This window comes from Streptomyces sp. NPDC043738, from assembly GCF_056436545.1.
On sequence record NZ_JBWKCJ010000021.1, the window covers coordinates 48,910 to 72,189 of the forward strand.

At 71.3% G+C, this 23,280-nt stretch carries 21 protein-coding genes; 10 read left to right on the top strand and 11 right to left on the bottom strand.

Annotated features, from left to right (window positions below):
• Nucleotides 1-44: 44 nt before the first annotated feature.
• Nucleotides 45-1,415 carry a xylan 1,4-beta-xylosidase gene (locus AC0680_RS25335; RefSeq protein WP_478632741.1) on the bottom strand — a complete coding sequence of 457 codons (1,371 nt, stop codon included), beginning with the start codon at nt 1,413-1,415 and terminating at the stop codon, nt 45-47.
• A 128-nt stretch (nt 1,416-1,543) separates the two neighbouring features.
• On the opposite strand from AC0680_RS25335, the gene AC0680_RS25340 reads away from it, so the two are divergent.
• Both AC0680_RS25340 and AC0680_RS25345 read left to right on the top strand, forming a co-directional pair.
• On the top strand, nt 1,544-2,656 hold the full coding sequence (locus AC0680_RS25340; protein ID WP_478632744.1) for a DUF5925 domain-containing protein: 1,113 nt from the start codon (nt 1,544-1,546) through the stop codon (nt 2,654-2,656).
• A gap of 89 nt (nt 2,657-2,745) precedes the next feature.
• Nucleotides 2,746-3,180, top strand: coding sequence for an ankyrin repeat domain-containing protein (locus AC0680_RS25345; RefSeq protein ID WP_478632745.1), 435 nt, complete (start codon nt 2,746-2,748; stop codon nt 3,178-3,180).
• Nucleotides 3,181-3,211: 31 nt separating this feature from the next.
• On the opposite strand, the gene AC0680_RS25350 is transcribed toward AC0680_RS25345, so the two are convergent.
• Nucleotides 3,212-3,499, bottom strand: coding sequence for an acylphosphatase (locus AC0680_RS25350; protein ID WP_478632748.1), 288 nt, complete (start codon nt 3,497-3,499; stop codon nt 3,212-3,214).
• 60 nt (nt 3,500-3,559) lie between these two features.
• Nucleotides 3,560-4,333, bottom strand: coding sequence for a DUF72 domain-containing protein (locus AC0680_RS25355; RefSeq protein ID WP_478632749.1), 774 nt, complete (start codon nt 4,331-4,333; stop codon nt 3,560-3,562).
• Nucleotides 4,334-4,504: 171 nt separating this feature from the next.
• On the opposite strand from AC0680_RS25355, the gene AC0680_RS25360 reads away from it, so the two are divergent.
• From AC0680_RS25360 to AC0680_RS25380, 5 genes are all read left to right on the top strand, one after another.
• Complete coding sequence (locus AC0680_RS25360) at nt 4,505-5,305, top strand: alpha/beta fold hydrolase (RefSeq protein ID WP_478632752.1); 801 nt, start codon at nt 4,505-4,507, stop codon at nt 5,303-5,305.
• The gene (locus AC0680_RS25365) at nt 5,302-6,654 is read left to right on the top strand and encodes a cytochrome P450 (protein WP_478632754.1); all 1,353 of its coding nucleotides are present in this window, start codon (nt 5,302-5,304) and stop codon (nt 6,652-6,654) included. The genes AC0680_RS25360 and AC0680_RS25365 overlap by 4 nt, the downstream gene beginning before the upstream one ends.
• Nucleotides 6,655-6,771: 117 nt before the next feature.
• Nucleotides 6,772-7,074 carry a hypothetical protein gene (locus tag AC0680_RS25370; protein ID WP_478632757.1) on the top strand — a complete coding sequence of 101 codons (303 nt, stop codon included), beginning with the start codon at nt 6,772-6,774 and terminating at the stop codon, nt 7,072-7,074.
• 66 nt (nt 7,075-7,140) lie between these two features.
• Nucleotides 7,141-8,967: a S8 family peptidase gene (locus AC0680_RS25375; RefSeq protein WP_478632760.1), complete on the top strand. Its 1,827-nt coding sequence runs from the start codon at nt 7,141-7,143 to the stop codon at nt 8,965-8,967.
• 190 nt (nt 8,968-9,157) lie between these two features.
• Nucleotides 9,158-9,991 (top strand): helix-turn-helix transcriptional regulator, encoded by an 834-nt coding sequence (locus AC0680_RS25380; protein WP_478632762.1) that lies wholly within the window; start codon nt 9,158-9,160, stop codon nt 9,989-9,991.
• Between the two features lie 58 nt (nt 9,992-10,049).
• On the opposite strand, the gene yczE is transcribed toward AC0680_RS25380, so the two are convergent.
• The 7 genes from yczE to asnB all read right to left on the bottom strand — a co-directional run bounded on the left by yczE (nt 10,050) and on the right by asnB (nt 17,986).
• The gene (yczE, locus tag AC0680_RS25385) at nt 10,050-10,727 is read right to left on the bottom strand and encodes a membrane protein YczE (protein WP_478632765.1); all 678 of its coding nucleotides are present in this window, start codon (nt 10,725-10,727) and stop codon (nt 10,050-10,052) included.
• An 87-nt stretch (nt 10,728-10,814) separates the two neighbouring features.
• Complete coding sequence (locus AC0680_RS25390) at nt 10,815-12,470, bottom strand: L-aspartate oxidase (protein WP_478632768.1); 1,656 nt, start codon at nt 12,468-12,470, stop codon at nt 10,815-10,817.
• 119 nt (nt 12,471-12,589) lie between these two features.
• The gene (locus AC0680_RS25395) at nt 12,590-13,027 is read right to left on the bottom strand and encodes a hypothetical protein (protein ID WP_478632771.1); all 438 of its coding nucleotides are present in this window, start codon (nt 13,025-13,027) and stop codon (nt 12,590-12,592) included.
• Between the two features lie 621 nt (nt 13,028-13,648).
• Nucleotides 13,649-14,611 (bottom strand): pirin family protein, encoded by a 963-nt coding sequence (locus AC0680_RS25400; RefSeq protein ID WP_478632774.1) that lies wholly within the window; start codon nt 14,609-14,611, stop codon nt 13,649-13,651.
• Nucleotides 14,612-14,681: 70 nt separating this feature from the next.
• On the bottom strand, nt 14,682-15,458 hold the full coding sequence (gene ddaH / locus AC0680_RS25405; protein ID WP_478632777.1) for a dimethylargininase: 777 nt from the start codon (nt 15,456-15,458) through the stop codon (nt 14,682-14,684).
• A 69-nt stretch (nt 15,459-15,527) separates the two neighbouring features.
• Nucleotides 15,528-15,923, bottom strand: coding sequence for a GntR family transcriptional regulator (locus AC0680_RS25410; protein ID WP_478632780.1), 396 nt, complete (start codon nt 15,921-15,923; stop codon nt 15,528-15,530).
• Between the two features lie 212 nt (nt 15,924-16,135).
• Nucleotides 16,136-17,986: an asparagine synthase (glutamine-hydrolyzing) gene (gene asnB / locus AC0680_RS25415; protein WP_478632782.1), complete on the bottom strand. Its 1,851-nt coding sequence runs from the start codon at nt 17,984-17,986 to the stop codon at nt 16,136-16,138.
• A gap of 224 nt (nt 17,987-18,210) precedes the next feature.
• Here asnB and AC0680_RS25420 point away from each other — a divergent pair, with 224 nt between their 5' ends.
• Entirely contained in the window at nt 18,211-19,140 is a 930-nt protein-coding gene (locus AC0680_RS25420) for a GNAT family N-acetyltransferase (protein WP_478632785.1), read from the top strand.
• Nucleotides 19,141-19,150: 10 nt separating this feature from the next.
• Here AC0680_RS25420 and AC0680_RS25425 read toward each other — a convergent pair whose 3' ends face one another.
• On the bottom strand, nt 19,151-19,891 hold the full coding sequence (locus tag AC0680_RS25425) for a class I SAM-dependent methyltransferase (protein ID WP_478632788.1): 741 nt from the start codon (nt 19,889-19,891) through the stop codon (nt 19,151-19,153).
• Nucleotides 19,892-20,134: 243 nt separating this feature from the next.
• Between AC0680_RS25425 and AC0680_RS25430 the strand changes: the two genes are divergently transcribed.
• Nucleotides 20,135-21,565 (top strand): PIN-like domain-containing protein, encoded by a 1,431-nt coding sequence (locus AC0680_RS25430; protein WP_478632792.1) that lies wholly within the window; start codon nt 20,135-20,137, stop codon nt 21,563-21,565.
• A gap of 532 nt (nt 21,566-22,097) precedes the next feature.
• A complete protein-coding gene (locus tag AC0680_RS25435; protein WP_478632795.1) occupies nt 22,098-23,120 on the top strand; it encodes a lytic polysaccharide monooxygenase auxiliary activity family 9 protein in 1,023 nt (340 codons plus the stop codon).
• Nucleotides 23,121-23,280 lie beyond the last annotated feature (160 nt).

The window sequence follows — 23,280 nt, forward strand, 5'->3', positions numbered from 1 at the left end:
AATCGGGGCCGGGGCGGGTGGCCGGCTCTCCTCGCGCCCGGCTTTCAGGAGCGGTCGACCCAGCGCACCTCGTACCCGTCCAGCGTGAGGTCCTCCCCGTCGACCGTCGCCGTACCGCGGCGGTCGGCGGTGTTCACCAGCAGCGCCGTGCGGTCGTCGGCCAGCCCCAGGATCCTGGTGTCGCCGGCGTCGAACTCCCGCGGCCGGGCCGTGGGCGGGAAGGCACGGGAGAAGCGGGACAGCAGCGTCATCATCGGCAACTCCCGTCCCCCGTCGTCCTGTTCGGTGCTGGTCCACAGGCAGCCGGGGCAGTGGGCGCCCTCGGTCTCCGGGTTCCAGTAGAAGCCGCTGGTGGCGCCGCCCGCCGCCATCTCGACCAGCGCCGTGGCCTGCGCGGCGACGCGGCGCCGCTCGCTCCACCCGGCCCGCTCTCCCCCGCCGTCGCGCGCACCGTCGTCGGTGATCTCGACGTACCACTCGGCCCACCACAGCGGCAGCCCGGTCTCCTCGCGCAGCCACCGCCCCACATCGGCGAACTTCCGGGCGGCGGTGAACGGGCCCGGGGCGTAGCGGTCGTCCTTGCTGTAGCTGGAGCCGTCGACGACCACGAAGTCCGCGCCGGCCTTGTGCCGGTTCCAGTAGTCGAAGGCGTCGAGCGTGCGCTGGTCGATGCTGCCCCACGGGCCCTTGAGGCGGGACGCGTAGGTGTCGTCGCCCGGCACATGGCTGTCCATCACCAGATAGGGTCCGCCCACCTGGTTTCCGGCGTCGGCCTCCTTCAGCTCCTTGTGGACGAGGTTGTACAGGCGGGTGTATCCCTCGTAGTCCCAGCGTCCCTTCGAATCGTCGAAGAAGCCCTTGAACTCGTTCCAGACGACGAAGTGGCGGACGTCCGGATAGCGCCGGGCGATCCTTCCGGCGAGGGCCGCGAAGTCCGCGTAGTGCGCCGGGTCGGGGGCCTTCTCCAGGGCGTCCCAGTCGGTCCCGCCCGCCGCGCCGCCCTTCATCCAGTCCGGCGCGCAGCACAGGGTCACCACGGGGGTGCCGCCGGTGCGCCGGATCAGCGCGATCCGGCGGTCGAGGTCGGCGAAGTCGTAGCGGCCCGGGCTCGGTTCGGGGTTCTGTGCGCCCCAGCCCATGATGTGCTGGTTCTGCGGCATCGGGCGGTCGGACAGCAGCCGGGCGGCCCGGTCCCGGGCCGGCCCGGCGCCCTGGTCCGCGCTGAACTGGGTGTGGGTGAACCCCCAGCCCACGGCCGGCCCGGCGGCCCGCACCGGCGAACGCCCCTTGGCGTCGCGGTCCCGCTGCCCCGGAGCGGTGCACATGACCAGCGTGACCAGCGCCATCGCCAGCGCGGCCACCCCCGCCACGACGACGAAGACCGCTGTCTGACGTTCCCCACCATGACGTCGCATAAAGGGAGATTAGCGGGCCAACCGCCCGGTAAGCCCGGTTTTCGGATTACCGGTCCCGTTCCGTACCGAGAAACACCGGAGGCGATAATCCGTGTACGCGGCGGGCGGCGGTGGCGGATCATGGCGTCATGTGTGCCGATCACGTCCAGCCGTCCGCCGCGGAGGACTCCCTTCCGCTCCGTCTGACCCTGGACGACAGCGATTCGCCGTCCGACGTCATCGATGCGCTCCTCCTGGGCCGGTTCGCCACGGGCGAGCAGCCGTACTCCCGCAGCCGGTCGGTGGACCGGGTGAGGTCCGGGCTGACGCTGCTGCCGCCGGGCGCACGGATCGTGCGCTCGGCCAAGGACGAGGACCGCAGCGCCACGCTCGCCGAGGGCGACGGCTACACCCTGCTGGTCTCCCGCTGGAACCGCGGCGCCGACGTGACGGTCACCGCCGTCACCGACGAACTGGCCGAGAAGGTGCTGGGACAGGCCGCGGACGGCGCCGAGGACGCACCGGAGCCGCAGCCGGAGAACGTCCCGATGGGCTTTTGGTACTTCTCCCCGCGCCGCGGGCCGCACCGCACCTCCCGGCAGATCTCCGCCGGGACCTGGCAGGAGATCCGGCCCAACTACACCGCACCGGTGGCCGAGGCGATGGACGGGCTGATGAAGGTGGTGCCCGCGGAGATCGCCGGCCGGCTGCTCCTGCTGCACGGCCCGCCCGGTACCGGCAAGACCTCCGCGCTGCGCACCCTGGCCCGCTCCTGGCGCGAATGGTGCCAGGTGGACTGCGTCCTGGACCCGGAGCGGCTGTTCAACGACGTCGGCTATCTGATGGACATCGCGATCGGCGAGGACGACTCCGCCGGAAAGGGCCGCTGGCGGCTGCTGCTCCTGGAGGACTGCGACGAGCTGATCCGCGGCGAGGCCAAGCACGCCGCCGGCCAGGCGCTGTCGCGGCTGCTCAACCTCACGGACGGGCTGCTGGGCCAGGGGCGCAACGTCCTGGTCGGCGTCACCACCAACGAGGACCTGGAGCGGATGCACCCGGCGGTGGTGCGCCCCGGCCGCTGTCTGGCCCGTATCGAGGTCGGCCCGCTGACCCGCCCCGAAGCGGTCAACTGGCTCGGCGCGGACCGCGGCATCGGCCGCGACGGCGCCACCCTGGCCGAGCTGTACGCGCTCCGGCGCGGCACCGGGCCCGCGTCGGTCCCGGCCCAGGACCCGGGAGCCGATGCGGGGCTGTACCTCTGAGACTCCGCGGCACGCCCCCGGCCGGCTCACCTACGGCGCGCGGATATCGGCTGGCCCCGCCGCGCACCCGGTCGCTAACCTCGGCCCCCATGAACCAGCGCAAGCGGAAGAAACTCACCCGGCGTCTCTTCGGGGCGATCTGGCTGCGTGACACCGCCCGCGTGGCGGCACTGCTGCGGGCCGGAGCCGACCCGGAGCGAGGGGACTACGGAGGCACCACCCCGCTGTACCAGGCCTCCGTGAACGGGTCGGCACAGATCGCCCGCCTGCTCCTGGTGGCCGGGGCGGCCCCTGACACCGAGAGCGGCGGTCTCGGCTCGGAGGGCACACCCCTGTGCGCGGCGGCGTGCTGGGGGCACACCGCGACCGTGCGCGAGCTGCTGGCGCACGGCGCCGATCCGAACCTCCGCGAAGACCACGGCACCGGCCGCACCCCCCTGGACTGGGCGAGCGACGCCTCCCACACCGAGACCGCGGCCCTCCTCGTCGCCGCGGGCGCGACCGCCCGCGAGGCCACCGTGTAGGGGCCGCCCGGGGCCTCTCCGGGGCCAGAGCCTAGAACCCGCCGCCGGGCGTCGGCCGGATCTCGAAGCCGGGCAGGCCCTCCGGCGCTTCCTGATGTACGGACACCGCGTCGACCAGCGCCGTGGGAGGGCCCTGGTGCGCCCACTCCACCAGTTCCCGGACCCGCTCGGGCTCCCCCTCGAACACCGCCTCCACCGTTCCGTCCGGGAGGTTGCGCACCCAGCCGGCCACTTCGTGCGCGTCCGCCGTGCGCCGGCAGGTGTCGCGGAAGAACACGCCCTGCACTGCTCCGGAGACCACCACCCGTCTGCGGATCACCGTATGCCACCTCGTCAGCTCGCCCAGCGGTACGAGCGCAGATATATCCCCGGCCCGCGCTCAACGGGCGGAGCCACGCCCGGACGGCGTACGGCTCACCGAGCGGCCCGCGGCCTCGGCGGCGCGGGCGAAGCGGACGGCGTCCAGGACGGCCGCCGCGCCGACGTCGTTGTTGAAGTACGCATAGACCTCGGCCCGGTCCGGCCAGGTGTCGGCGATCCGCCGCGCCCAGGTGGCCAGCGCCTGCGCTCCGTAGCGCGGAGAGGGCTGTGCGCGGCCCTCGTGGAAGCGCAGATACCCCCAGCCGGCGGTCCGCCAGAGCGGTGTCACGGGCCGGGAGCCCCGGTCCGCCCAGCACAGCGCGGCACCCCGGCGCTCCAGGACGGTGCGGATCTCCTCGGTCCACCACGAGTCGTGACGCGGCTCGACGGCCACCCGGGTACCGGCCGGGAAGCAGCCGAGGCAGTCGTCCAGCAGCGCGGCGTCGGCGTGCAGCGTGGGCGGCAGTTGGAGCAGGACGGGGCCGAGTCGCGGGCCGAGGGCCGCGGCTCGCGACATCAGCCGCCCGACCGGCTCCGCCGGCTCGCGCAGCCGCTTGATGTGGGTCAGATAGCGGCTGGCCTTGACGGCCATCACGAAGCCGTTGGGGGTCCGCTCCCGCCAGTCGGCGAAGGTCTTCTCCTCGGGCAGCCGGTAGAAGGCGGCGTTGCTCTCGACGGTGGCGAACTGCCGCGCGTACTCCTCCAGCCACAGCCGCTGCGGCCGGTCCGGTGGGTAGAGGACCTCGCGCCAGTCCTTGTACTGCCAGCCAGAGGTTCCGACGAGGACGGTCATGCCCCGGATGCCTGCCCGGTGCCGGGCGGGGCGTATCAGCCCGTCGCGGTGTCGCCGGGGCGGGGTCTTGCACGGCGGGGAGGTTACGGCCAATGTGGTCGGAATCGCCCGTGGCCACCCGGTGGTGGCGGTGGGCCGTCGACGCGTTTCCGTCACACGTCTGGAGTGAGCGTGGCTTCCTTCGTACTGCCCCATGCCCTGCACGGTTCGGGCTCGCACAAGGTCTTCGCCGTGCACGGCTGGTTCGCCGACCGGTCCGCGTTCGACCCGGTCCTGCCGGATCTCGACCGGGACGCCTTCCAGTACGCGCTGGTCGATCTGCGCGGCTACGGCGAGGCGCGGGGCGCGGACGGCGCGTACACCACGGCGGAGGGCGCGGCCGATGTGCTGGCGCTCGCCGACCGGCTGGGCTGGGACCGGTTCTCGGTCGTCGGCCATTCGATGGGCGGCAGCGTCGCCCAGCGGGTGCTGGCCGCGGCACCGCACCGGGTACGCCGGATCGTGGGCGTCTCGCCGGTCCCCGCCTCCGGATTCCCGATGCCGCCGGAGCAGTGGGAGCTGTTCTCCGCCGCGGCGCACACCCCGCAGAACCGGCGCTCCATCATCGACCTCACCTCCGGCGGGCGGCGCCCGGCCGCCTGGCTGGACCGGATGGTGCGGCGGTCGCTGGAACGCAGCGAGGCGAAGGCGTTCCGGACCTGGCTGGACTCCTGGGCCGGGGAGGGGTTCGCCGACGAGGTCGAGGGCTCGGCGGTGCCGGCGCTGGCGGTGGCCGGGGCGCTGGACCCCGCGCTGAGCGCCGAGTTGATGCGTCAGACCTGGCTGCGGTGGTTCGCCGACGCCGAGCTGGTCGAGCTGCCGGCGGCCGGGCACTACGCCATGGACGAGACGCCGCTGGAGCTGATCCGGGCGGTGGAGGACTTCCTGCGGGCCGACGGCGACGGCAACGGCGGGCGGACGGCGGCGGGATGACCGGGGCCGCGGATCCGGACGCCGCCGCCCCTCAGGGCGCGCCGACGATATCTTGCGCACCGGACGCGCCGGACTCGGTGCCGGACGTCTTCGACCCCCGCGGCTACGCGGACGGCCTCCCGCACGCCGCGTACCGGCTGCTGCGCGACCGGTACCCGGTGGCCTGGCAGGAGGAGCACGAGGTGCTGGGCTGGCCCGCCGGCCCCGGCTTCTGGGCGGTGACGCGGCACGCGGACGTCGTACGGGTCCTCAAGGACGCGCGCACCTTCTCCTCCCATCGGGGCGCCACCCAGATCCGCGACCCCGACCCCGCCGACCTGCCGTTCATCCGCCGGATGATGCTCAACCAGGATCCCCCGGACCACGGGCGGCTGCGCCGCCTGGTCAGCCGGGCCTTCACCCGCGGCCGGATCGACCGCTTCGAGGCGGCGGTACGCGACCGGGCCCGCCGGCTGCTGGCCGCGGCGGTCGGCACGGCGCGCGCGGGGGACGGCGTCTGCGACCTGGTCGCCTCCGTCACGGACGACTACGCGCTGCTCAACCTCGCCGATCTGCTCGGTGTGCCGCCCGGTGAGCGCGGGCTGATCCTGGACTGGACCCGGCGCGTCATCGGCTACCAGGACCCCGACGAGGCGGGCCCCGCGGCGTCCGGTCCCGACGGCCGGCCCGCCGATCCGCGCTCCCCGGCGATGCTGCAGGACATGTTCGCCTTCGCACGGGAACTGGCCGCGCACAAGCGGCGGCACCCGGGCGACGACGTACTGACCGTCCTGGCCTCGGACCGCGAACTGGCCACGCCCGAACTGGAGATGTTCTTCTTCCTGCTGACCATCGCGGGCAACGACACGGTACGCAGCGCGGCCCCCGGCGGCCTGCTGGCACTCGCCCGGCAACCGGACGCCTACCGTGCGCTGCGCACCGGGGCGGTGGACGCGGCGACATGCGTGGAGGAGCTGCTGCGGTGGCACCCGCCGGTGCTCACGTTCCGCCGGACCGCGGCGCGGGACACCGAGCTGGCCGGCCGGCCGATCCGCGCCGGCGACAAGGTCGTCGTCTTCCACGGGTCGGCGAACTACGACGAGCGGGTCTACACCGGCCCGCACCGGCTGGACCTGGCCCGCACCCCCAATCCCCATGTCTCCTTCGGCGGCGGCCCGCACGTCTGCCTGGGCGCGCACCTCGCCCGCCTGCAACTGCGGGTCCTGTACGAGGAGACGGCCGGTCTGCTGCCCGCCCTGGCGGTCGCCGCTCCGCCGCGGCGGCTCGTCTCGAACTTCATCCACGGTCTGAAGTCGCTGCCGCTGCGGGTCGACGGGGTGGCGGGCGCGGCCGGTACTGCTTACCGTTGAAGTACGGCATATACCACTGATATAGCCATCTGAGACAGCCCTCCACGCACGAAGAAGAGGTGCGAAGGCGCGGACCCGGATGGGCGGGGTCACTCACCGGAGCAGGGTGAGGAGTACATGCGCACCGAGAAGCTCGGCTCCGCCGCGCGGCGGATGTGGTTCGCCGCCGACGCGACGGGCGAGTCGGTCGACCCGGCTCCGGTCAGGGTGCTCATCCGGGTGCAGCGCGAGCCCGACGACCAGCAGCGACGACATATCGCCGAGGCCGGCGCACGGGTCCACACCTCGGCAGGGAACGTGCTGACCGCGAGTCTCACGCCTGCCGGTCTCGGGCGCCTGACGGAACTCGACTGTGTCGAGTATGTGGAGCTGGCCGAGCCGCTCCACCCCGAGCAGGGCACCGGGGCACCGGACAAGTGACCGCCGGCCCGCACCGTGCGGGCCGGCGTCCTCGCAGCGATTTCTCGCAGGAGATGAAGGTTTCCGATGTCGGAGCGAAGATTCCTCACCCTGGACTCTCGGCTGACGTTCTTGATGACGCAGGCCGAGGAGGGTCAGGCGGAGTTGGCCAATCTGGAGTCCACCGGCCGTTTCGCGCTCACCGTCGAGGGAGTGCGGACGCCTCGGGTGCGCGTGCTCGCCCGCATCGCCGAGGGCCACGGCGACGAGCCGGAGGGTCTGCGAGAGCGCCTCGCGGACGTCGGGCTGACGGTGTTCACCCGGTCCGGGAACGTCGTCAGCGGCGAGATCGGGGTCGACGCCCTCCCCGCGCTCGACGACCTGGACGCCGTCGACTACGTCGAGGCCTCACGCCCCACGCTGCCCGAGCTGGACGCGTCCGTACCGGAGATCAACGCCGACAAGGTGCACGCGGGCCCGCCGTCGTTCCGTGGCGCCGGGGTGATCGTGGGAGTGATCGACAGCGGTATCGACTGGCGCCACGGCTGCTTCCGCGGTCCGACCGGGAACACCCGCATCCTGCGCATCTGGGACCAGGGCCTCGTTCCCCTCGCCGGGGAGTCCTCACCCGCACCGTTCGGCTACGGAGTCGAATACCAGCGTTCCGCCATCGACCTCGCGCTCGCGGCGCCGGGTCCGGCCGGCGGCGTACGGCACATGGACGACCGCATCGGCCATGGCACCCATGTGGCGGGGATCGCCGCCGGCGACGGTTCGTCAGCCGGCAACGGCAGCCCGGAGTTCACCTTCATCGGTGTCGCCCCCGAGGCCGAGCTCGTGGTGGTGGCCAACCGTGTCACGACCGAGGCGCTGGGCGACTCGGCCAGCACCCTCGATGCCGTGCGCTATGTCTTCGACGTCGCCGAGGACCTCGGGCGGCCGGCCGTCATCAACATCAGCCAGGGCGACAACCTGGGGCCGCACGACGGTTCGAGCCTGCTGGAAGTCGGCATCGACAACCTGCTCGGCGGTGCGGGCCAGGCGCTGGTGAAGTCCGCGGGCAACGCCGCGAACGCCGGGGTGCATGCGACGGGACGCGTGACGCAGGGCGGCAGCGACGTCGTACGGTTCTCGGTGCCGGCCAACGACACCACGCCGGACACGATAGACCTGTGGTACTCGGGCTCCGACCGCCTCTCGCTGAGCATCAAGTCCCCGGTCGGCGCGGCGAGCACCGAGATCCTGCCGGGCACCGTCACCGGCACCGAGCTGGCCCTGCCCGGCGGAAACCGGGCCTTCGTCGACTCCGTCGTCGACCACCCCGCCAACCACGACAACCGGATCTATGTACAGCTGCGCCCGGGGAGCCAGACGGCGATCGTGCCGGGCACCTGGAGCCTGACGCTCACCGGCAGGACCGTGGCCGGCGACGGCCGCTGGGACGCCTGGGTGGAGCGCGGGGACGTCGTCCCCCAGTTCATCGGCCCGCACCGGAGCGACGACATCACCATCTCCGTCCCCGGTACCAGCGAGAAGGTCATCACCGCCGCGTCCTACATCACCAAGGGGGCCGGCCCCGGCAACCTGTCCACCTTCTCCAGTCGCGGGCCCACCCGCGACGGCCGCCCCGCACCGACGCTCGCCGCCCCCGGTCAGGCCATCACCTCGGCGCGGGTCGGAGCCGCGGGCCCGAACCAGTACCAGTCCATGTCCGGCACCAGCATGGCCGCACCGCATCTGACCGGGGTCTGCGCCCTCATGCTGCAGGCCAGCCCCGCCATGCCCCAGTCCGACCTCGCCGCCTTCCTCGTCAACTCCGCCCGCCTGGACGACTTCACCGGCGACGCGGTCGGCAACGACTGGGGCGCCGGCAAGGTCGACACCGCGGCCGCCGTGGACGCCGCCACGCCCTAGGCGCGACCGCCATGACCGCGCATACATTTCATTAAATCAACGTAAAATGTCTGATGGGGCCGGGTCTTGATATCCGCATCGTCCGTCCGGCTATGGCGTGGCGGGGAGAAATGACTCAGCTCGGTCGTTCAAGGCCATGGCGTACGCTGGAGCTCATTCGTTGGCATGAGCACGGGGGCGAATCGCATGCATGGCAATTCGGAAGATGACTGATCGGTTATCGGCTCTCACCCACAATGAGCCGGCTGCCCCGAAACCCGCTGCCGTACTGGAACTCCCGGGACTGCTGCGCGCCTGGCGGGCGCAGGCGGGACGCAAGCTCGGCAAGGGAAAACCCCTGACCCAGGCCGAGGTCGCGGCCGAGTTGGGCGTGAGCGTGCGGTGGTACCGCGATGTCGAGCGCGGCGGGCTGGGGCGTCTGTCGCCCGCCACGGCGGACCGTCTGGGCGAAGTACTGCTACTGGGACCGGACGAGCGGATGGCGCTGCGGCGTTTCGCCGCGGGAGGCCGACCGCCGACGCATGAGACGGGCGCCCTTCCGACCGGCGCCCTGCAAGCCCTGCTCGATATGCAGATGCCCTGCCCCGCCTATTGCACGGACAGCGTGTGGGACCTCGTCGCGTGTAATCAGGCGATGAAAGAGTGGTTTCCCTGGGTGCACGAGCCGGGAGCAAACCTCTTGCGCTGGGCGCTGGGTTCCCTGGAAGCCCGGGAACAGTTCGTCCACTGGCACGAGCACGCCGCGACCTATCTGGCACAGCTGCGGTTCGCGCTTGCGGCGATGCCCGGAAATGCGGAACTCGGCGCACTCCGCGACGAACTCCTGCGCAATCCGCAATGCCGGCGGCTGTGGGAAGAGGAACCGCGCGTCGTCGCCTATGGAGACGGCCATCGTTTCGAGTTGCGGCTGCCCCGTTTCGGCCGGGAGCAGATCAGCGTCGTCTCCCACGTACTGGTGCCCGCCTACCACCAGGATCTGCGGTTCGTCGTCCTCACCCGCGCCGATGGAGGCGGGGGCGGCTGACGCCTCAAGGGCACCGGCCGCCCCCGCCTCCGCGACGCCGTGGAGGAGGACGTGCCGACTACGCGAGGGCCGGGGCCGCCTCCGCGGTGGGCCGGCGTTCGTCGACGGCCCGGTAGGCGAACCACGGGAGGCAGAACTGGGTGACCGGGCCGACGCACAACGCGTAGAGCACGGTGCCGACCCCCACGCTGCCGCCCAGGAGCCATCCGATGATCAGGACCGTGATCTCGATGAGGGTGCGGATGAGCCGGATGGACTTGCCCGAGCTGGCCGACGCCCCCGTCATGAGGCCGTCACGTGGTCCGGGGCCGAAGCGCGCCCCCACATAGATGCTGATCGACAGGCCGTTGAGGACGATGCCGCCGATCAGCAGCGTGATGCGCACCGGAAGCCCGAGGTCCTCCGGGATGAGGGAGAGACCGAGGTCGGAGGAGAACGCCAGCACGATGATGTTGGCTATCGTCCCGAACGTGGGCTTCTGCTTGAGCGGTATCCAGGTCAGCAGCACAAGGACACCGAGCACGGCGCTGATGGCGCCGAAGCTGAGCGGTGTGTAGTTCTCCAGGCCTTCGTACAGCACGCTCCAGGGATTGACCCCGAGTGAGGCCCTGACCATGACGGAGAGGCTGAACCCGTACAGGGCCAGACCGATGAACAGCTGAGGGATGCGCCTGAGCGGTTTCTCTCCGAAGCGGACATAGGCGAGGGGTGGTGTGTTCTTGCCGGTCGCGGCCATCAGATGCTTTCCGGGTGGGGTGAATGCTCATGTGCCGCCGCGGCGGCGGCACATGAAGGGCGGAACAGGGGACGAAGGCGTAAGCGGTCAGGCCGTGTGCATGTACGGGGCCCAGACCAGCTGGCCCTCCTTGAGGGCCGCGCTGTAGCCGATGAAGTCCTCGGACTGCTGGGGGAAGTCGTCGCGGTAGTGGGCTCCGCGCGACTCCTCGCGCATCAGCGCCCCCTCGACGATCAGCCGGGAGGCCAGCAGCAGGTTGGACAGGTCCGTCGCGGTCTGCACCTGGCCGGCGGCGCGGGAGCCGGTGGTGAACGCGAGCCGCCCGGCCCGCTGTTCGAAGGTCTCCAGCAGGCCGAGCATGGTGGTCAGACCACGGCGGGTCCGCACCGGGCCGGCGTGCCAGTACATCGCCGTGCGCAGGTCCTGCAGCACCGTTTCGGGGGTGTCGCCGCCCTTGTGCGAGGGCAGGTTGAGCGAGCCGATGACCTCGATCTCGCCGCCGGCGGGCTTGTCCCGGCACTCGGCGGCGGCGTTGCGGCCGGCGATGCGGCCGAAGACCAGGCACTCGGAGAGGCCGTTGCCGCCGAGCCGGTTGGCTCCGTGGATACCGCCCGCGGTCTCGCCGGCCGCGTACAGGCCGGGGACGGTGGTCTCGGAGCGGGAGTTGATGAGCAGGCCGCCCATGAGGAAGTGCGCGGTGGGGCGGATCTTGAGCGAGGTGACGCTGCGGGGGTCGAAGCCGGCCTGGATGAGCCGTTCGTCGAGCGCGGGGTAGGTGGTGGGGATCAGGTGGGCGCAGGCGGAGATGTCCAGCCGGACGGCGCCGTCGTCGAACGCCCGGCCCTCGATGATCTCCCGGTAGATGCCGCGGGACACCACGTCGCGGGTCGCCATCTCGCCGCGCGGGTCGTGGCCGAGCATGAAGCGCTCGCCGTCGCGGTTCAGCAGCAGGGCTCCGTCGAAGCGGAGGGCCTCCTCGACGAGGCTGCCGTCGAAGGTCAGGACTCCGGAGGCGAGGCCCGTGGGGTGGAACTGCAGGAACTCCATGTCGATGACGCCGGCCCCGGCGGCGAGGCCCAGGGCGATGCCGTCGCAGGACTTGTCCATGGAGGCGGCGGAAGGGGCGTACATCGAGGCGCCACCGCCGTCGGCGAGGATCACCCCGGCGCCGGGTATCACCATGCGTTCCAGGGTGTCCACGGCCGTGGCCTCGATACCGTTCGCATGACCGTCGGCATCGCGGAGGACCTTCGTGGCGCGTACACCCGAGACGATGCGAATGCGGCCATCGGCCACCAGCTCGCCGAGGCGAGCGGTGAGCACACTTTGGATGTGGTAGCCGAGACGGTCTTCGAGATAGACGCCGCGCGGAGTTCCGCAGCCGCCGAACGGGCGGGTGGCGAATTCCCCGTCGGTGTCCCGCTCGAAGGCCAGGCCGAGCCCCTCGAGCCAGTGGACGAGGTCGCGGGCGCCTCTGCATAAGGTGTCGACCAGCTCGGGGTTGTTGGCGTGCGAACCGCCGACGATGGTGTCCTGCACATGTGCCGCCACGCTGTCGCCGGCTGCGACGGCGGCATTGAAGGCGTGGGTTTTCCAGGTGCATCCCCCGGTGGAGGCCCACTTGTATTTCTGGCTCTCGTACAGCGTTTTGGTCACCAGAATGACGTCGGCACCGTTGTCGGCTGCTTCAATGGCCGCGCTGAGACCAGAACCACCCGCGCCGACTACAATGACCGTTCCCATACCAAGTCTTCCTTCGTTGAGAGTTAGTGCTTGTGCGCGGGCAGGACTGCATGCCCGAATTGCAGGAGGGGGGACCCGTGCGTCCGCCGGGCTTCGCGGGTGTCATTCGCGAAGCCCGCTCAACCGCACTTTCCGGTCGGGGAATCCGCGCTCAGTACGAGGACGTCGGCGGCCGAGAGCCGCCGCGCCGCTTCGTCGACGGCTCCGGTGAAGGTGTCCGCGTCCATGCCGGGAATCCCCAGGACGCGGATCAGGGCCGAGCCCGAAGCGTCGCCCACCAGTCGCCCGGCACCGTTGCCGCAGGTGGGCGAGTGGATGATGCCGTGCTCGTCGGACAGCACCAGCTCCCCGGCGCGCACCTGCCGCATCCCGTCCTCCGCCCCCGGGCCGTCGGCCGGCCCGTAGGCGACGCTGCGGCCGATCCGGTCGCTGTCATAGACCTGGAAGCTGCACAGCGTCGAGTACTCGATCTCCATGCAGACGTCCACGACCGGATGGATCGGCCGGTAGGCGTCCCGGCGCATGATGCGCAGCGCCTGCTTCAGCGGGGTCGACACACCACTCGGTTTGACGTTCATCGCCGCGTAGAAAGACCGGTAGGCCTCCCACAGCGGGTTTTCCCGAATGGATTCCTCCGTTTGATGGGTCGCCTTGAGGCGGGTGAGAACCCTGCTCTCGGTGTCCGCAAAACCGACCGCCCCGTAGGGTGCGCACGGCACGAGCAGAAAAGCCGTCACCAATCCGGGACGGCCGTGCAGGGCCGCCGATGCGTCGAAGGCGCGTGGCCCGCTCTGCGGTGTCGAAGGGGCCGCCGGTATGCCGACGCTATCCAAAGGAACTCCAACCACTAATAACGTGGGATTCGATCTTGATATCGCCTCGATGATCTTCTCGGAGAGTATTGGCGCCGGTACTGCCCGGTGTCAACCGGCAAAAAATTGCCGGTTGTTGCCAAGCCGAATCGGCAAATTTCTGCACCTCTGGATGCCGGGAGAAGCGACGCATCGTCTTCCGCGATTCGTGGAGAGTTCAACTTCCCAAAATCCATGATGGGTTGCTCTCTCCGGCCCTTCTTCTCCCAGGACCGTGGGGCGAGTGACCGTCATGCCGCACCGGCGCCCCGCGCGCGCGCCGCCGCTCCCGCACGGGCCCGCCTCGGCAGCACCCGCCGCGCCGGATCAGCGCGTCCGCCCCCGCGGCTTGAGGGGGCCGGGCGGAAGCTCGGGGGCGGACAGCCGGTCGCCGTCGTAGCCCAGGACCTCGCCGAAGCGGGTGCCGGCGGCCCAGTCGTCGCGGGCCCGGGCGATGTCCTGGTGGGAACGTCCCACGAAGTTCCACCACATCACGATCTCCTCCTCGAACGGCTCCCCGCCCAGGAGCAGCAGGCCGCTGTCGGAGTGGGCGCGCAGCGGGAGTTCGCCGCGGCCGCAGCCGAGGTAGAGCAGGGCGCCGGGGGTCAGCCGGACGCCGTCGACCTCGGTCTCGCCGGAGATGGTCAGGGCCGCGTACTCGAAGTCGGGGTCGAGGGGCAGGTGGGTGTCGGTGCCGGCGGTGAGCGTGAGGTCGGCCCCGACCAGCGGGGAGTAGGTGGTGCCGGGCGAGGTGGCGCCGGCGAGTTCGCCGAGGATCACGGTGGCGGTCAGGCCGCCGCCTCCGGTGATCAGCGGGAGGTCGGTGTGGTGCTCGAAGTGCGGGGAGGTGTCGCGGTGCGCGTCGGGCAGGGCGACCCAGAGCTGGGCGCCGTGCAGCAGGGGGCCGTGGCCGCGCGGGGACTCCTCGGAGTGGGCGATGGCCCGGCCGGACGTCATCAGGCCCAGTTCGCGCGGGCGTACGGTCTGCAGGCTGCCGAGGCTGTCGCGGTGCAGCACCTCGCCCTCGTGCAGCCAGCTGACGGTCTGCAGGCCCATGTGCGGATGCGGCGGTACCTGCATTCCGGGCTGGTCGACGATGTCGTCCGGCCCGTAGTGATCGACGAAGCACCAGGCGCCGACCATCCGCCGGCCGAGGTTGGGCAGCAGTCTGCGGACCACGGTGGACTCTCCGAGCGGCACCTGCTTGCCGGGCTGGACGTCGCGCACCGGGCCCGTACGGCCGGTGCCGCCGCACAGGCTGGGCGAGGGTCTGAGGTCGAGGTTGCTCATGGCGTCACGATAGGCGGGGCGCGGTGTGCGGCCGGGAGAGGCGCACGCACCGCCCGGGCCTGACGGACCGTCATTCATACAGCTCGCGCAGCCGTACGGACAGGCAGGTGACACAGCCCTCCAGCTTCTCGAACTCGCCGATGTCCACGACGACGGGCTGATAGCCGAGATCGGCGAGCAGCGCCTCGCTCTTGGGCGCGCCGGCCGCCATCAGCAGCCTGCCGCCGCCGAGCAGCACGACATGGGCGCCGGACGCCTCGGGGACGGGAAGGAAGCGGGGGAAGACGGAGGGGTCGTCGACCAGGGGCGGATAGCCGATCACGGTGCCGTCCGGGAGTGCGGTCACCGCGGATTTCAGGTGCAGTACGCGGGTCACCGGTACGGCGACCACACGGGCGCCCAACGGCTCGAAGGCGGAGCGGAGTTGGCGCACGCCGTCGGCGTTGGTGCGGCCGCCGCGTCCGACGTAAACGGTGTCGCCGACCTTCAGGACGTCGCCGCCGTCCAGGGTGCCGGGCGAGCGGATCTCGTTGACCGAGCAGCCCAGCGCCTCGACGGCCGCGCGGGCTTGCGGCACCTCGGATCTGCGCTGGTCGGCGCCGGGGCGGGCGAGCAGGGCGACGTTGCGGAACATGACCATGGTGTCCTCGACGAAGACCGCGTCGGGGCAGTCGTCGGCGGGGGCCACCTCGGTGGTCCGCCAGCCGTGGTCGCGCAGCGTCCGCACGTAGGACTCCCACTGGCGCAGGGCGAGCGCGGGATCGACCGGGCGCCGGTCGATGTGGGTGACCAGACCGTCGGCGAGGCGGGGGCCGGGGCGGCGGACGAGGGCCTGTTTGCCGGGCATACGGCTCCGTTCGGATACGGGTGGGCGGGGTACCGGGCCGACGGGCGGGGCGGGGTCCGGCGCGGGCGGTCAGGCCCCGGCGCCGTACGTGGCGCGCAGGGCGTTCTCGACGGCGGTGAGGGCGGCCCGGTGGTCCAGGCCGAGCCGCCGGGCGCGGCGGGCGTAGCTCTCGGCGGCCGCGGCGGCCTCCCGGTCCGCGGCCTCGCCGGCCGCGGCGATGAAGCTGCCGTTGCGGCCACGGGTCTCGATCACACCGTCGGTCTCCAGGGCGCGGTAGGCCTTGGCGACGGTGTTGGCGGCCAGGCCCAGGTCCTCGGCGAGGCCGCGGACGGTGGGGAGCTTGTACCCGACCGGCAGGGCGCCGTCCCTGGCCCGGTCCGCGATCTGGGTGCGTACCTGCTCGAACGGCGCGACGGCGGAGGCCGGGTCGATGGTGATGACGAGGGTCGAGACCTGCGGGGACACGGGGCGCTCCTGGTACTGGTGGTGGGGCGGACGGGTGCGGGGCCGCGTCCCGGGGTGCCCGGATGCGTGGCCCGCTCGCACCCGTTGGTGCGCGTGTTTGTCTCATTCATTGTGCGCCAGGAGCGCCGGGCGTGCCGGGAGGTTCCGGGGGCCTGTCGCTTTGTGGACACGCCGTGGCGTCGCGGGCCCGGCCACGGCGTGACGGACACCCCCTAGAGCCGGAGGGTGGTACCGGTCGTGCGCAGCCAGGCGTCCAGGCCGAGGGCCAGTTCGGCCGCGGGACGGATGTCGCAGGTCGCGCCGTCCGCGGTGGCCTCGGCGAGGGCGCCGGTGTCCAGCAGCGGCCGGACGGGGGCGTCGCGGTCGGCGGCCAGGTGCTTGAGCTCGGCGCGCAGCGCCTCGGTGTAGCGCGGGTCCTGGGTGCTGGGGTACGGGCTCTTGACGCGGTCGGCGACCAGGTCGGGCAGCACGTCGCGGGTGGCGGCGCGCAGCAGCGACTTCTCCCTGCCGTCGAAGGTCTTCATCGACCAGGGGGTGTTGAAGACGTACTCGACGAGGCGGTGGTCGCAGAACGGGACCCGGACCTCCAGGCCGACGGCCATGCTGGCCCGGTCCTTGCGGTCGAGCAGGATCTGCACGAAGCGGGTCAGGTGCAGATGGCTGACCTCGCGCATCCGGCGCTGGAGGCCGGTGTCGGAGTCGAGGTAGGGGACTTCGGCGAGCGCCTCGTGGTAGCGGCGGGCCTGGTATCCGGGCAGGTCGATCTTGTCGAGCAGGCCGGGGTCCAGCAGCGCCTCGCGCACCGAGTCGCCGCCGGCGAAGCGACTGGCGATGCCCGCCGCGATCCAGGGGAAGGTGTCGGCGTGCACGGCCGCGGGGTCGTGGAACCAGCGGTAGCCGCCGAAGACCTCGTCCGCGGACTCGCCGGACAGGGCGACCGTGGACTGCTCGCGGACGGCCTTGAACAGCAGGTACAGGGAGGTGTCGCCGTCGCCGAAGCCGTTGGGCAGGTCGCGGGCGGCGAGCACCGCGGCGCGGTGGCCGGGGTCCATCAGGGCGGCGGTGTCCAGGACGATGTCGCGGTGGTCGGAGCGGACGTGCTCGGCCAGGGCGTGGGCGTACGGCCCGTCGGGCGTGCCGCGCAGGTCGTCGGGCCGGAAGTGCTCGGTGTAGCCGGCGAAGTCCACCGCGAACGAGCGCACCGGGCCGCTGCCCTTGGCGGCCAGCGCACCGGCGGCGAGCGCGGTGATGACGGAGGAGTCCAGGCCGCCGGAGAGCAGGGTGCACAGCGGCACATCGGCGATCAGCTGGCGGGCGACGATGTCGTCGAGCAGCTCGCGGATGTGGGCGACGGTGGTGTCGAGGTCGTCGGTGTGCTCGCGGGCCTCCAGGGCCCAGTAGCGCCGGACGGTCAGCCCACCGCGGTTGACGCGGACGAGATGGCCGGGGCGGACCTCGTACATGCCCTGGTAGACGGCGTGCCCCGGCGTCTTGGTGAAGCTGATCAGCTCGGCGAGGCCCTCGGCGTCGACGGTGGGCCGCACCGCGGGGTGGGCGAGGATCGCCTTGGGCTCGGAGCCGAAGAGCACGCCGTCGGGGGTGGGGTGGTAGTAGAGCGGCTTGATGCCCATCCGGTCGCGGATCAGCAGCAGTTCCTCGGTACGGGGGTCCCAGAGCGCGAAGGCGTACATGCCGTTGAGGCGCTCGGCGCACGCCTCGCCCCACTGGAGGTAGGCGTGCAGCACCACTTCGGTGTCGCTGTTCGTGCGGAAGGAGTGGCCCAGCCGCACCAACTCGGCGCGCAGTTCACGGTAGTTGTAGACCTCGCCGCTGTACGTCGTGACGACCAGGGTGCGGCCGTCGTGCTCGGCGGTCATGGGCTGCGCGCCGCCGTCGATGTCGATGACGGCGAGCCGGCGGTGGCCGAGCGCGGCGTGGGCGGCGAGCCAGCCGCCGGCCGCGTCCGGGCCGCGGCAGGCCATGGTCGCGGTCATCGCCTCCAGCGTCGGCCGCTGGGTGGTCAGGTCGCTGTCGTAGGAGATCCATCCGGTGATTCCGCACATGTTGGCGGCTCCCTCCATACGTGATCGTGCGGCCCGCCGCGTCCCGACGGCGGCCCGCACGATCACCGTACGCCCGGATAGTTGCATGGGCCACTTATGTTCGGCCGGGTCCGCCCGGAATGAGCCACCCGCTCACCGCAGTGCGGAAAAGCGGAGGCAAACCGCGCCTCGTCCACCGGAAAAGGGGCGGCAAAACGGAGCTTCGGCGCGTACCGTCCGCCTCCATGACGCTCACCGTGCGCGACTTCCGCCCCGCCGACGCCAAGTCCGTCGCCGACCTGCGACGGGCCGGCGCACCTCATCGGCTCAGCACTCCGCAGGGTGTCGCCTGGGAGGTCTCCACCGCCCGGGCGGCGCAGCGTCTGCGGCTCTTCGTCGCCGAGCTGGACGGCCGGATCGTCGGCTCGGTCCGCGCGGCGCTGCTGCCCGGCAGCCGGGTCCGGGGCCCGGCCGCGGCGGCCCTGCACGTCCATCCCGGCCACCGCGGCCGGGGCGCGGGGCGGGCCCTGCTGGCCGCGGCCGAGGAGCACCTCGCGGCGGTGGGCGCCGGCCGCCTCTTCGTCTGGGCTGTCGACGAACCCGGCGCGCACGCCTTCGCCCGGCGCCACGGCTACCACCGCACCCGCCCGGCCCGCCACCTCCGCCTCGATCTCGCGGCGGCCGGGCCGGGGCCGCTCCCGTCCGCCCTCCCGGCCGGTGTCCGGCTGCTCACCGGCGCGGAGCTGGAGGCCGACCCGCGCCCCCTGTACGCGGCGGACACCGAGGCCGGCGCCGACGAGCCGGGCGAGGTCGCGAGCGACGCCATGACCTACGAGGGCTGGCTGCGGCACACCTGGGAGCACCCGCATGTCGATCTGGCCCTCACCTCGGTGGTGACCGTCGACGGCGAGCTCGCCGCCTTCAGCCTGGCGGCGACCGACGGCCTGGGCCGCTACGCCTCCGCCATGACCGGCACCCGCCGCGCCTTCCGCGGCCGGGGCCTGGCCCGCCTGGCCAAGGCCGCCTCCCTCCACCGCGCCCGCGACCACGGCTGCACCGAGGCGTTCACCGGCAACGACGCCGCCAACACCCCGATGCTCACGATCAACCGGCACCTCGGCTACCGGCCGTTCGCCCAGGAGTGGCGGTACGTACGGGAGGTGGGGCGGGGCTGAGGCAGCCGACTCACGGGGCGTCGGGCACGCTCGCGCGCGCCTCAGGCGCGAGGTCGACCATCAGGGCGTACCGCTCGTCATGGACCTCCTTGCCCCACAGCGCCGGGTCGCCCGCGAGATCCGCCGACTCGATGCGCGCCGCCAAGGGGCTTACCAGCACCTCCAGTTCGGCGGCGGTGAAGCCGATCGGGTCGGCCTCGCCCCAGCGGCCCTCCACCAGCACCAACCGCCCACCGGGCCGCAGGAGACCGGCCCACCGGCGCAGCGCGGCCGCCGGATCGGGCAGCGCCCACAGGAGATGGCGCACCAGGATGACACCGAACCTCCGCTCCCCCACGGGTGGTTCGGCGGCGTCACCGGTCATCAGGACGGCGTCCCGCCCCGCGAGCTTGGCGCGGGCCAGCTCGATCATGCGCGGCGAGCGGTCGACGCCCGTGACGCGATGGCCCTGCTCGGCGGCGAGCAGGGCCAGGCTTCCGGTACCGCACCCCAGGTCCAGCAGGTCGACGGGCCCGGCCGGCAGCCAGGACCGCAGCCGGGCCGCCCAGGCGGCGCGGACGGCGCGGTCGCGCAGACCGTGGTCGGGCTCGTCGTCGAAGGTCTCCGCGGCCGCCTCCCAGTAGGCGGCGTCGGTGACCGGAAGAGGCGGATCCGCCGCGCACGAGGAGGCGTTGAAGGGCTGCTCGGCGGTCCGGCCACGGGGGCGGCCGTCGGTCAGCGCAGGCTCGTCGGTGGGGACGTGAGTGCTCATGCCCCGATGATGCCGGGCAGCACGAGGAGCCCCGGACGGAGCGTCCCGGTCGCACACCTCAGGCAGCAGGTCGGCCGGTGCCGTGACCTGCTCGTGACAGAGCGACCGCCGGACGCACTCTCGCTGCCCTTGAGCCGTTACCAGCAGAAAGCCGCCCACGACCTTGGGCATCATCCCAAAGCACCCCGGCGCCGCCTCCGTTGGCGATATGCTGCTCAGCTCAACCAAGGCACGGGAGTCGCAATGTCTTCCTTCCTCACAGGATTTGAAGGACAGTGGAGAAGGCCCGCTGACGATTACAAAACAGCGGTTCGCACATACCTGGTGGCGGTGGACACCAATGTCCTGCTCGAACTCTATCGCTTCACTCCCGATGCCCGCCAGGAGCTATTGCGTGCACTGCAAGCACTAGGCGATCGACTATGGGTTCCGCATCAGGTCGTAACCGAATACTACGGGCGACGCTTTGATGCCGTCAAAGAGCACATCGACCTATACAGTCGCGTACCCAAATCACTCAGAGAGTTAAGAGAGAAGGCGCTCCAGGAGGTCCACACTTTCGCCAAGCGATGTTCGCTGTCACCAGAGGACAAGGCAAGACTCGTGGAACCCATCTCGGAGGCATTCGAGCGCGTCACGGACAAGATATCGAAACTGCAGGGCGATTTCGACCTCAGCGTGGAGAAGATGGTCGCCGATGATCTGATCTTGAACTCCTTGGCCGAACTCCTGGACGGCAAAACCGGGGAAGGGTTTTCCTCGGAGGAATCGGGCCAGCTGTTACAGAAATTCAAGTCCCGTGCACAGGAGAAGATTCCGCCCGGGTACAAGGACGCCGGCAAGTCGGACAATGCGCATGGCGACTTCTTCCTGTGGGAGCAGTTGATCCGGGAGAGCGAACGCAGGGGGGTTGATGTACTGCTGGTCACCAACGACGCCAAGGAAGACTGGGTCAAGCGCCAGGCCGGGCTGATCGTCGGCGCCAGGCCGGAACTCATCGCGGAGATGAGGGAGCGATCGGGGAAAGATCTGCTCATCAGCCAACTGGCGCCGTTCCTGCAAGTAGCCAAAGAGGAACTCGGAGCCGCGGTCAGCCCCTCCACGGTCGCACAGGCAAGAAGCCTGGAGAAGGAAGTAGCTGAACCAGGAATCGACGACGAGGAAGTGGACCATCTCCTCGAAAGGATCCTGCAAAGCAATACGGAGGGTCCGAGCCTCAGAGATCTGCCGTACCTCCGACGCGCAGACATGGAACGGGATCTCGTTCGATTCGAGGACGCACTTCAAATCCTGCGAAATTCCGATCCCAGCCACTGGGAAATGCTGCACAGACTCGAGCGCTCGACCGGTTTTCGCACGAGAATTGCACGCGAGATCGAGGCCAACGAATTCTCGGATGCCCCGGCATTTCGGGAAGACCCCTCCGCCGCTTTGAAGGCACGGATCAGAGCAACCATGACCGAGCGAGATGCGGCCCGAGAAGCGGAATTGTGGCACATGCGTTCACGCAATGAGACCGCCTCCGGTGACACTTCCGCCGATGAGGAGTACAGCCAGGACAGGGCCAGGCGTCTGAGGGATTATCGAATTTTCCTCGACGAGAAGCTCGAGGGCTATATGCGCCGAGCTAACGAACTAAGGGAAGCGGAACGCAGATCGGATAGTGGCGGATAATAGCCTCATCAGGCGCGCTTCCCTGAATCGGAGGACGGCAGGCGTTGAAGGCAACGCCTGCCGTCCGCTGCACCTGGCGGGCCCTGTCCTCCGGCCTGGGACTCCGTGTGCCGTGAACCGTCCCCGGGCCACCCAAGCACGCCCCAGAACGACCGACGACGATCCCCACACATGTGCGGCGGGGTTCTGGAGGCCGAGGGAGCCGCTGGGAGCCCGGGGAGGCGAAACCAGGTGACCGGCGCGGACCATCACGGACGACCAGCAGCCCAACTCCTGGTCACAGTGCCCGTTTTCACCCCGCCTGCCTGTGCCCCCGCTTAGCGGTGCCTTAAGCCGACCATAAAGATCCTCAGGATCGTCCTTCGGGCCTCAAATCCGCTGTTCAGCGGGGCTAGCGTGCTTCTCGCAAGGCGGCGTTGCGGGTCGCCGGCGCCGTACTCCGGGGGGCGGCGCGGGCGCATGCATCCCGACCCCCCACCACATCGCCGCCCCTTGCCCCCTCTCGACGCAACTGATGAAGGAGACCCCCACGATGACCGCTCGTCGCAAGGCCACCGGGATCGCGCTGGTCGGTGTCGCCCCGCTCGCGCTCACCGTCCTGACCGCGAGCCCGGCGGCCGCGCACGGTTCGATGTCGGATCCGGTCAGCCGGGTCTTCGCCTGCTACGCGGAGGGGCCGGAGAGCCCGCAGTCCGCGGCGTGCAAGGCCGCCGTGCAGGCCGGCGGGGCGCAGGCGTTCTACGACTGGAACGGAGTCCGGGACGGCAACGCCGGCGGCAAGTCGAAGGAGAAGATCCCCGACGGCAGGCTCTGCAGCGGCGGCGACGCCGCGTTCAAGGGCCTGGACCTGCCGCGCGCCGACTGGCCGTCCTCCAAGATGCGGGCCGGCAAGCACACGTTCCACTACAAGGCCACCGCCCCGCACAGGGGCTCCTTCGAGCTGTACATCACCAAGGCCGGCTACGACCCGACCAAGCCGCTGAAGTGGTCGGACCTGGAGGCGAAGCCCTTCGCCAAGGTGACCGACCCGACGCTGACCAACGGGGAGTACGTCTTCGACGGAAAGGTGCCGGCGCGGTCCGGGCGCCATCTGATCTACAGCATCTGGCAGCGGTCGGACAGCCCCGAGGCGTTCTACACCTGCTCCGACGTGGTCTTCGGAAAGGACAAGGCCGGCTCCGGTGGCTCCGCCGCCGCGCCCGCGCCGACCGCCTCCGCGCCGACGGACACCCAGATCGCGGCGGGCGCCGAGAAGGCGTCGGCGGACCTGCGCCACCACAGTCACAAGGGGGCCGGCGCCGGCGGCCACGACCACGCGGCGCCCCGGACCGGCGCCGACCGGCCGGCGCTCGCCGGTGACACCGACGCCGCGCAGGACGGCAACGCCGCACGGCCCGACGGGGGCACCAAGCCGCTCGCCGGGCAGCGGCTGGCCGAGACCGGTGGTGACGCCTCGACCGCGCCGATAGCCATCGGCGGCGCGGCGGTGCTGGCCGCGGGCGCCGGGGTGCTGTTCGCCACCTCCCGCCGCCGGGCCGCCCGCCACCGCGGCTGACCCGGCCCCCGTACCCCGGCACCCGCCCCTCCGGGGAAGCGACGCCGCCCCTCGTGGACCAGGGGCGGCGTCGCGCCGTCCCCGGCTCCTTCCTGCCGAGCATCTGCGAAATTCTTTGCTCCTTTGTGGTCCAGGAAAGAGCTCTCGTCGCCCACAAACC

What these genes read in the sequence shown, in the direction of transcription:
- AC0680_RS25335 (WP_478632741.1), bottom strand. Translation starts at nt 1,415, where the DNA reads ATGCGACGTCATGGTGGGGAACGTCAGACAGCGGTCTTCGTCGTCGTG.
- AC0680_RS25340 (WP_478632744.1), top strand. Translation starts at nt 1,544, where the DNA reads ATGTGTGCCGATCACGTCCAGCCGTCCGCCGCGGAGGACTCCCTTCCG.
- AC0680_RS25345 (WP_478632745.1), top strand. Translation starts at nt 2,746, where the DNA reads ATGAACCAGCGCAAGCGGAAGAAACTCACCCGGCGTCTCTTCGGGGCG.
- AC0680_RS25355 (WP_478632749.1), bottom strand. Translation starts at nt 4,333, where the DNA reads ATGACCGTCCTCGTCGGAACCTCTGGCTGGCAGTACAAGGACTGGCGC.
- AC0680_RS25365 (WP_478632754.1), top strand. Translation starts at nt 5,302, where the DNA reads ATGACCGGGGCCGCGGATCCGGACGCCGCCGCCCCTCAGGGCGCGCCG.
- AC0680_RS25370 (WP_478632757.1), top strand. Translation starts at nt 6,772, where the DNA reads ATGCGCACCGAGAAGCTCGGCTCCGCCGCGCGGCGGATGTGGTTCGCC.
- AC0680_RS25375 (WP_478632760.1), top strand. Translation starts at nt 7,141, where the DNA reads ATGTCGGAGCGAAGATTCCTCACCCTGGACTCTCGGCTGACGTTCTTG.
- AC0680_RS25380 (WP_478632762.1), top strand. Translation starts at nt 9,158, where the DNA reads ATGGCAATTCGGAAGATGACTGATCGGTTATCGGCTCTCACCCACAAT.
- yczE (WP_478632765.1), bottom strand. Translation starts at nt 10,727, where the DNA reads ATGGCCGCGACCGGCAAGAACACACCACCCCTCGCCTATGTCCGCTTC.
- AC0680_RS25390 (WP_478632768.1), bottom strand. Translation starts at nt 12,470, where the DNA reads ATGGGAACGGTCATTGTAGTCGGCGCGGGTGGTTCTGGTCTCAGCGCG.
- AC0680_RS25400 (WP_478632774.1), bottom strand. Translation starts at nt 14,611, where the DNA reads ATGAGCAACCTCGACCTCAGACCCTCGCCCAGCCTGTGCGGCGGCACC.
- ddaH (WP_478632777.1), bottom strand. Translation starts at nt 15,458, where the DNA reads ATGCCCGGCAAACAGGCCCTCGTCCGCCGCCCCGGCCCCCGCCTCGCC.
- asnB (WP_478632782.1), bottom strand. Translation starts at nt 17,986, where the DNA reads ATGTGCGGAATCACCGGATGGATCTCCTACGACAGCGACCTGACCACC.
- AC0680_RS25420 (WP_478632785.1), top strand. Translation starts at nt 18,211, where the DNA reads ATGACGCTCACCGTGCGCGACTTCCGCCCCGCCGACGCCAAGTCCGTC.
- AC0680_RS25425 (WP_478632788.1), bottom strand. Translation starts at nt 19,891, where the DNA reads ATGAGCACTCACGTCCCCACCGACGAGCCTGCGCTGACCGACGGCCGC.
- AC0680_RS25430 (WP_478632792.1), top strand. Translation starts at nt 20,135, where the DNA reads ATGTCTTCCTTCCTCACAGGATTTGAAGGACAGTGGAGAAGGCCCGCT.
- AC0680_RS25435 (WP_478632795.1), top strand. Translation starts at nt 22,098, where the DNA reads ATGACCGCTCGTCGCAAGGCCACCGGGATCGCGCTGGTCGGTGTCGCC.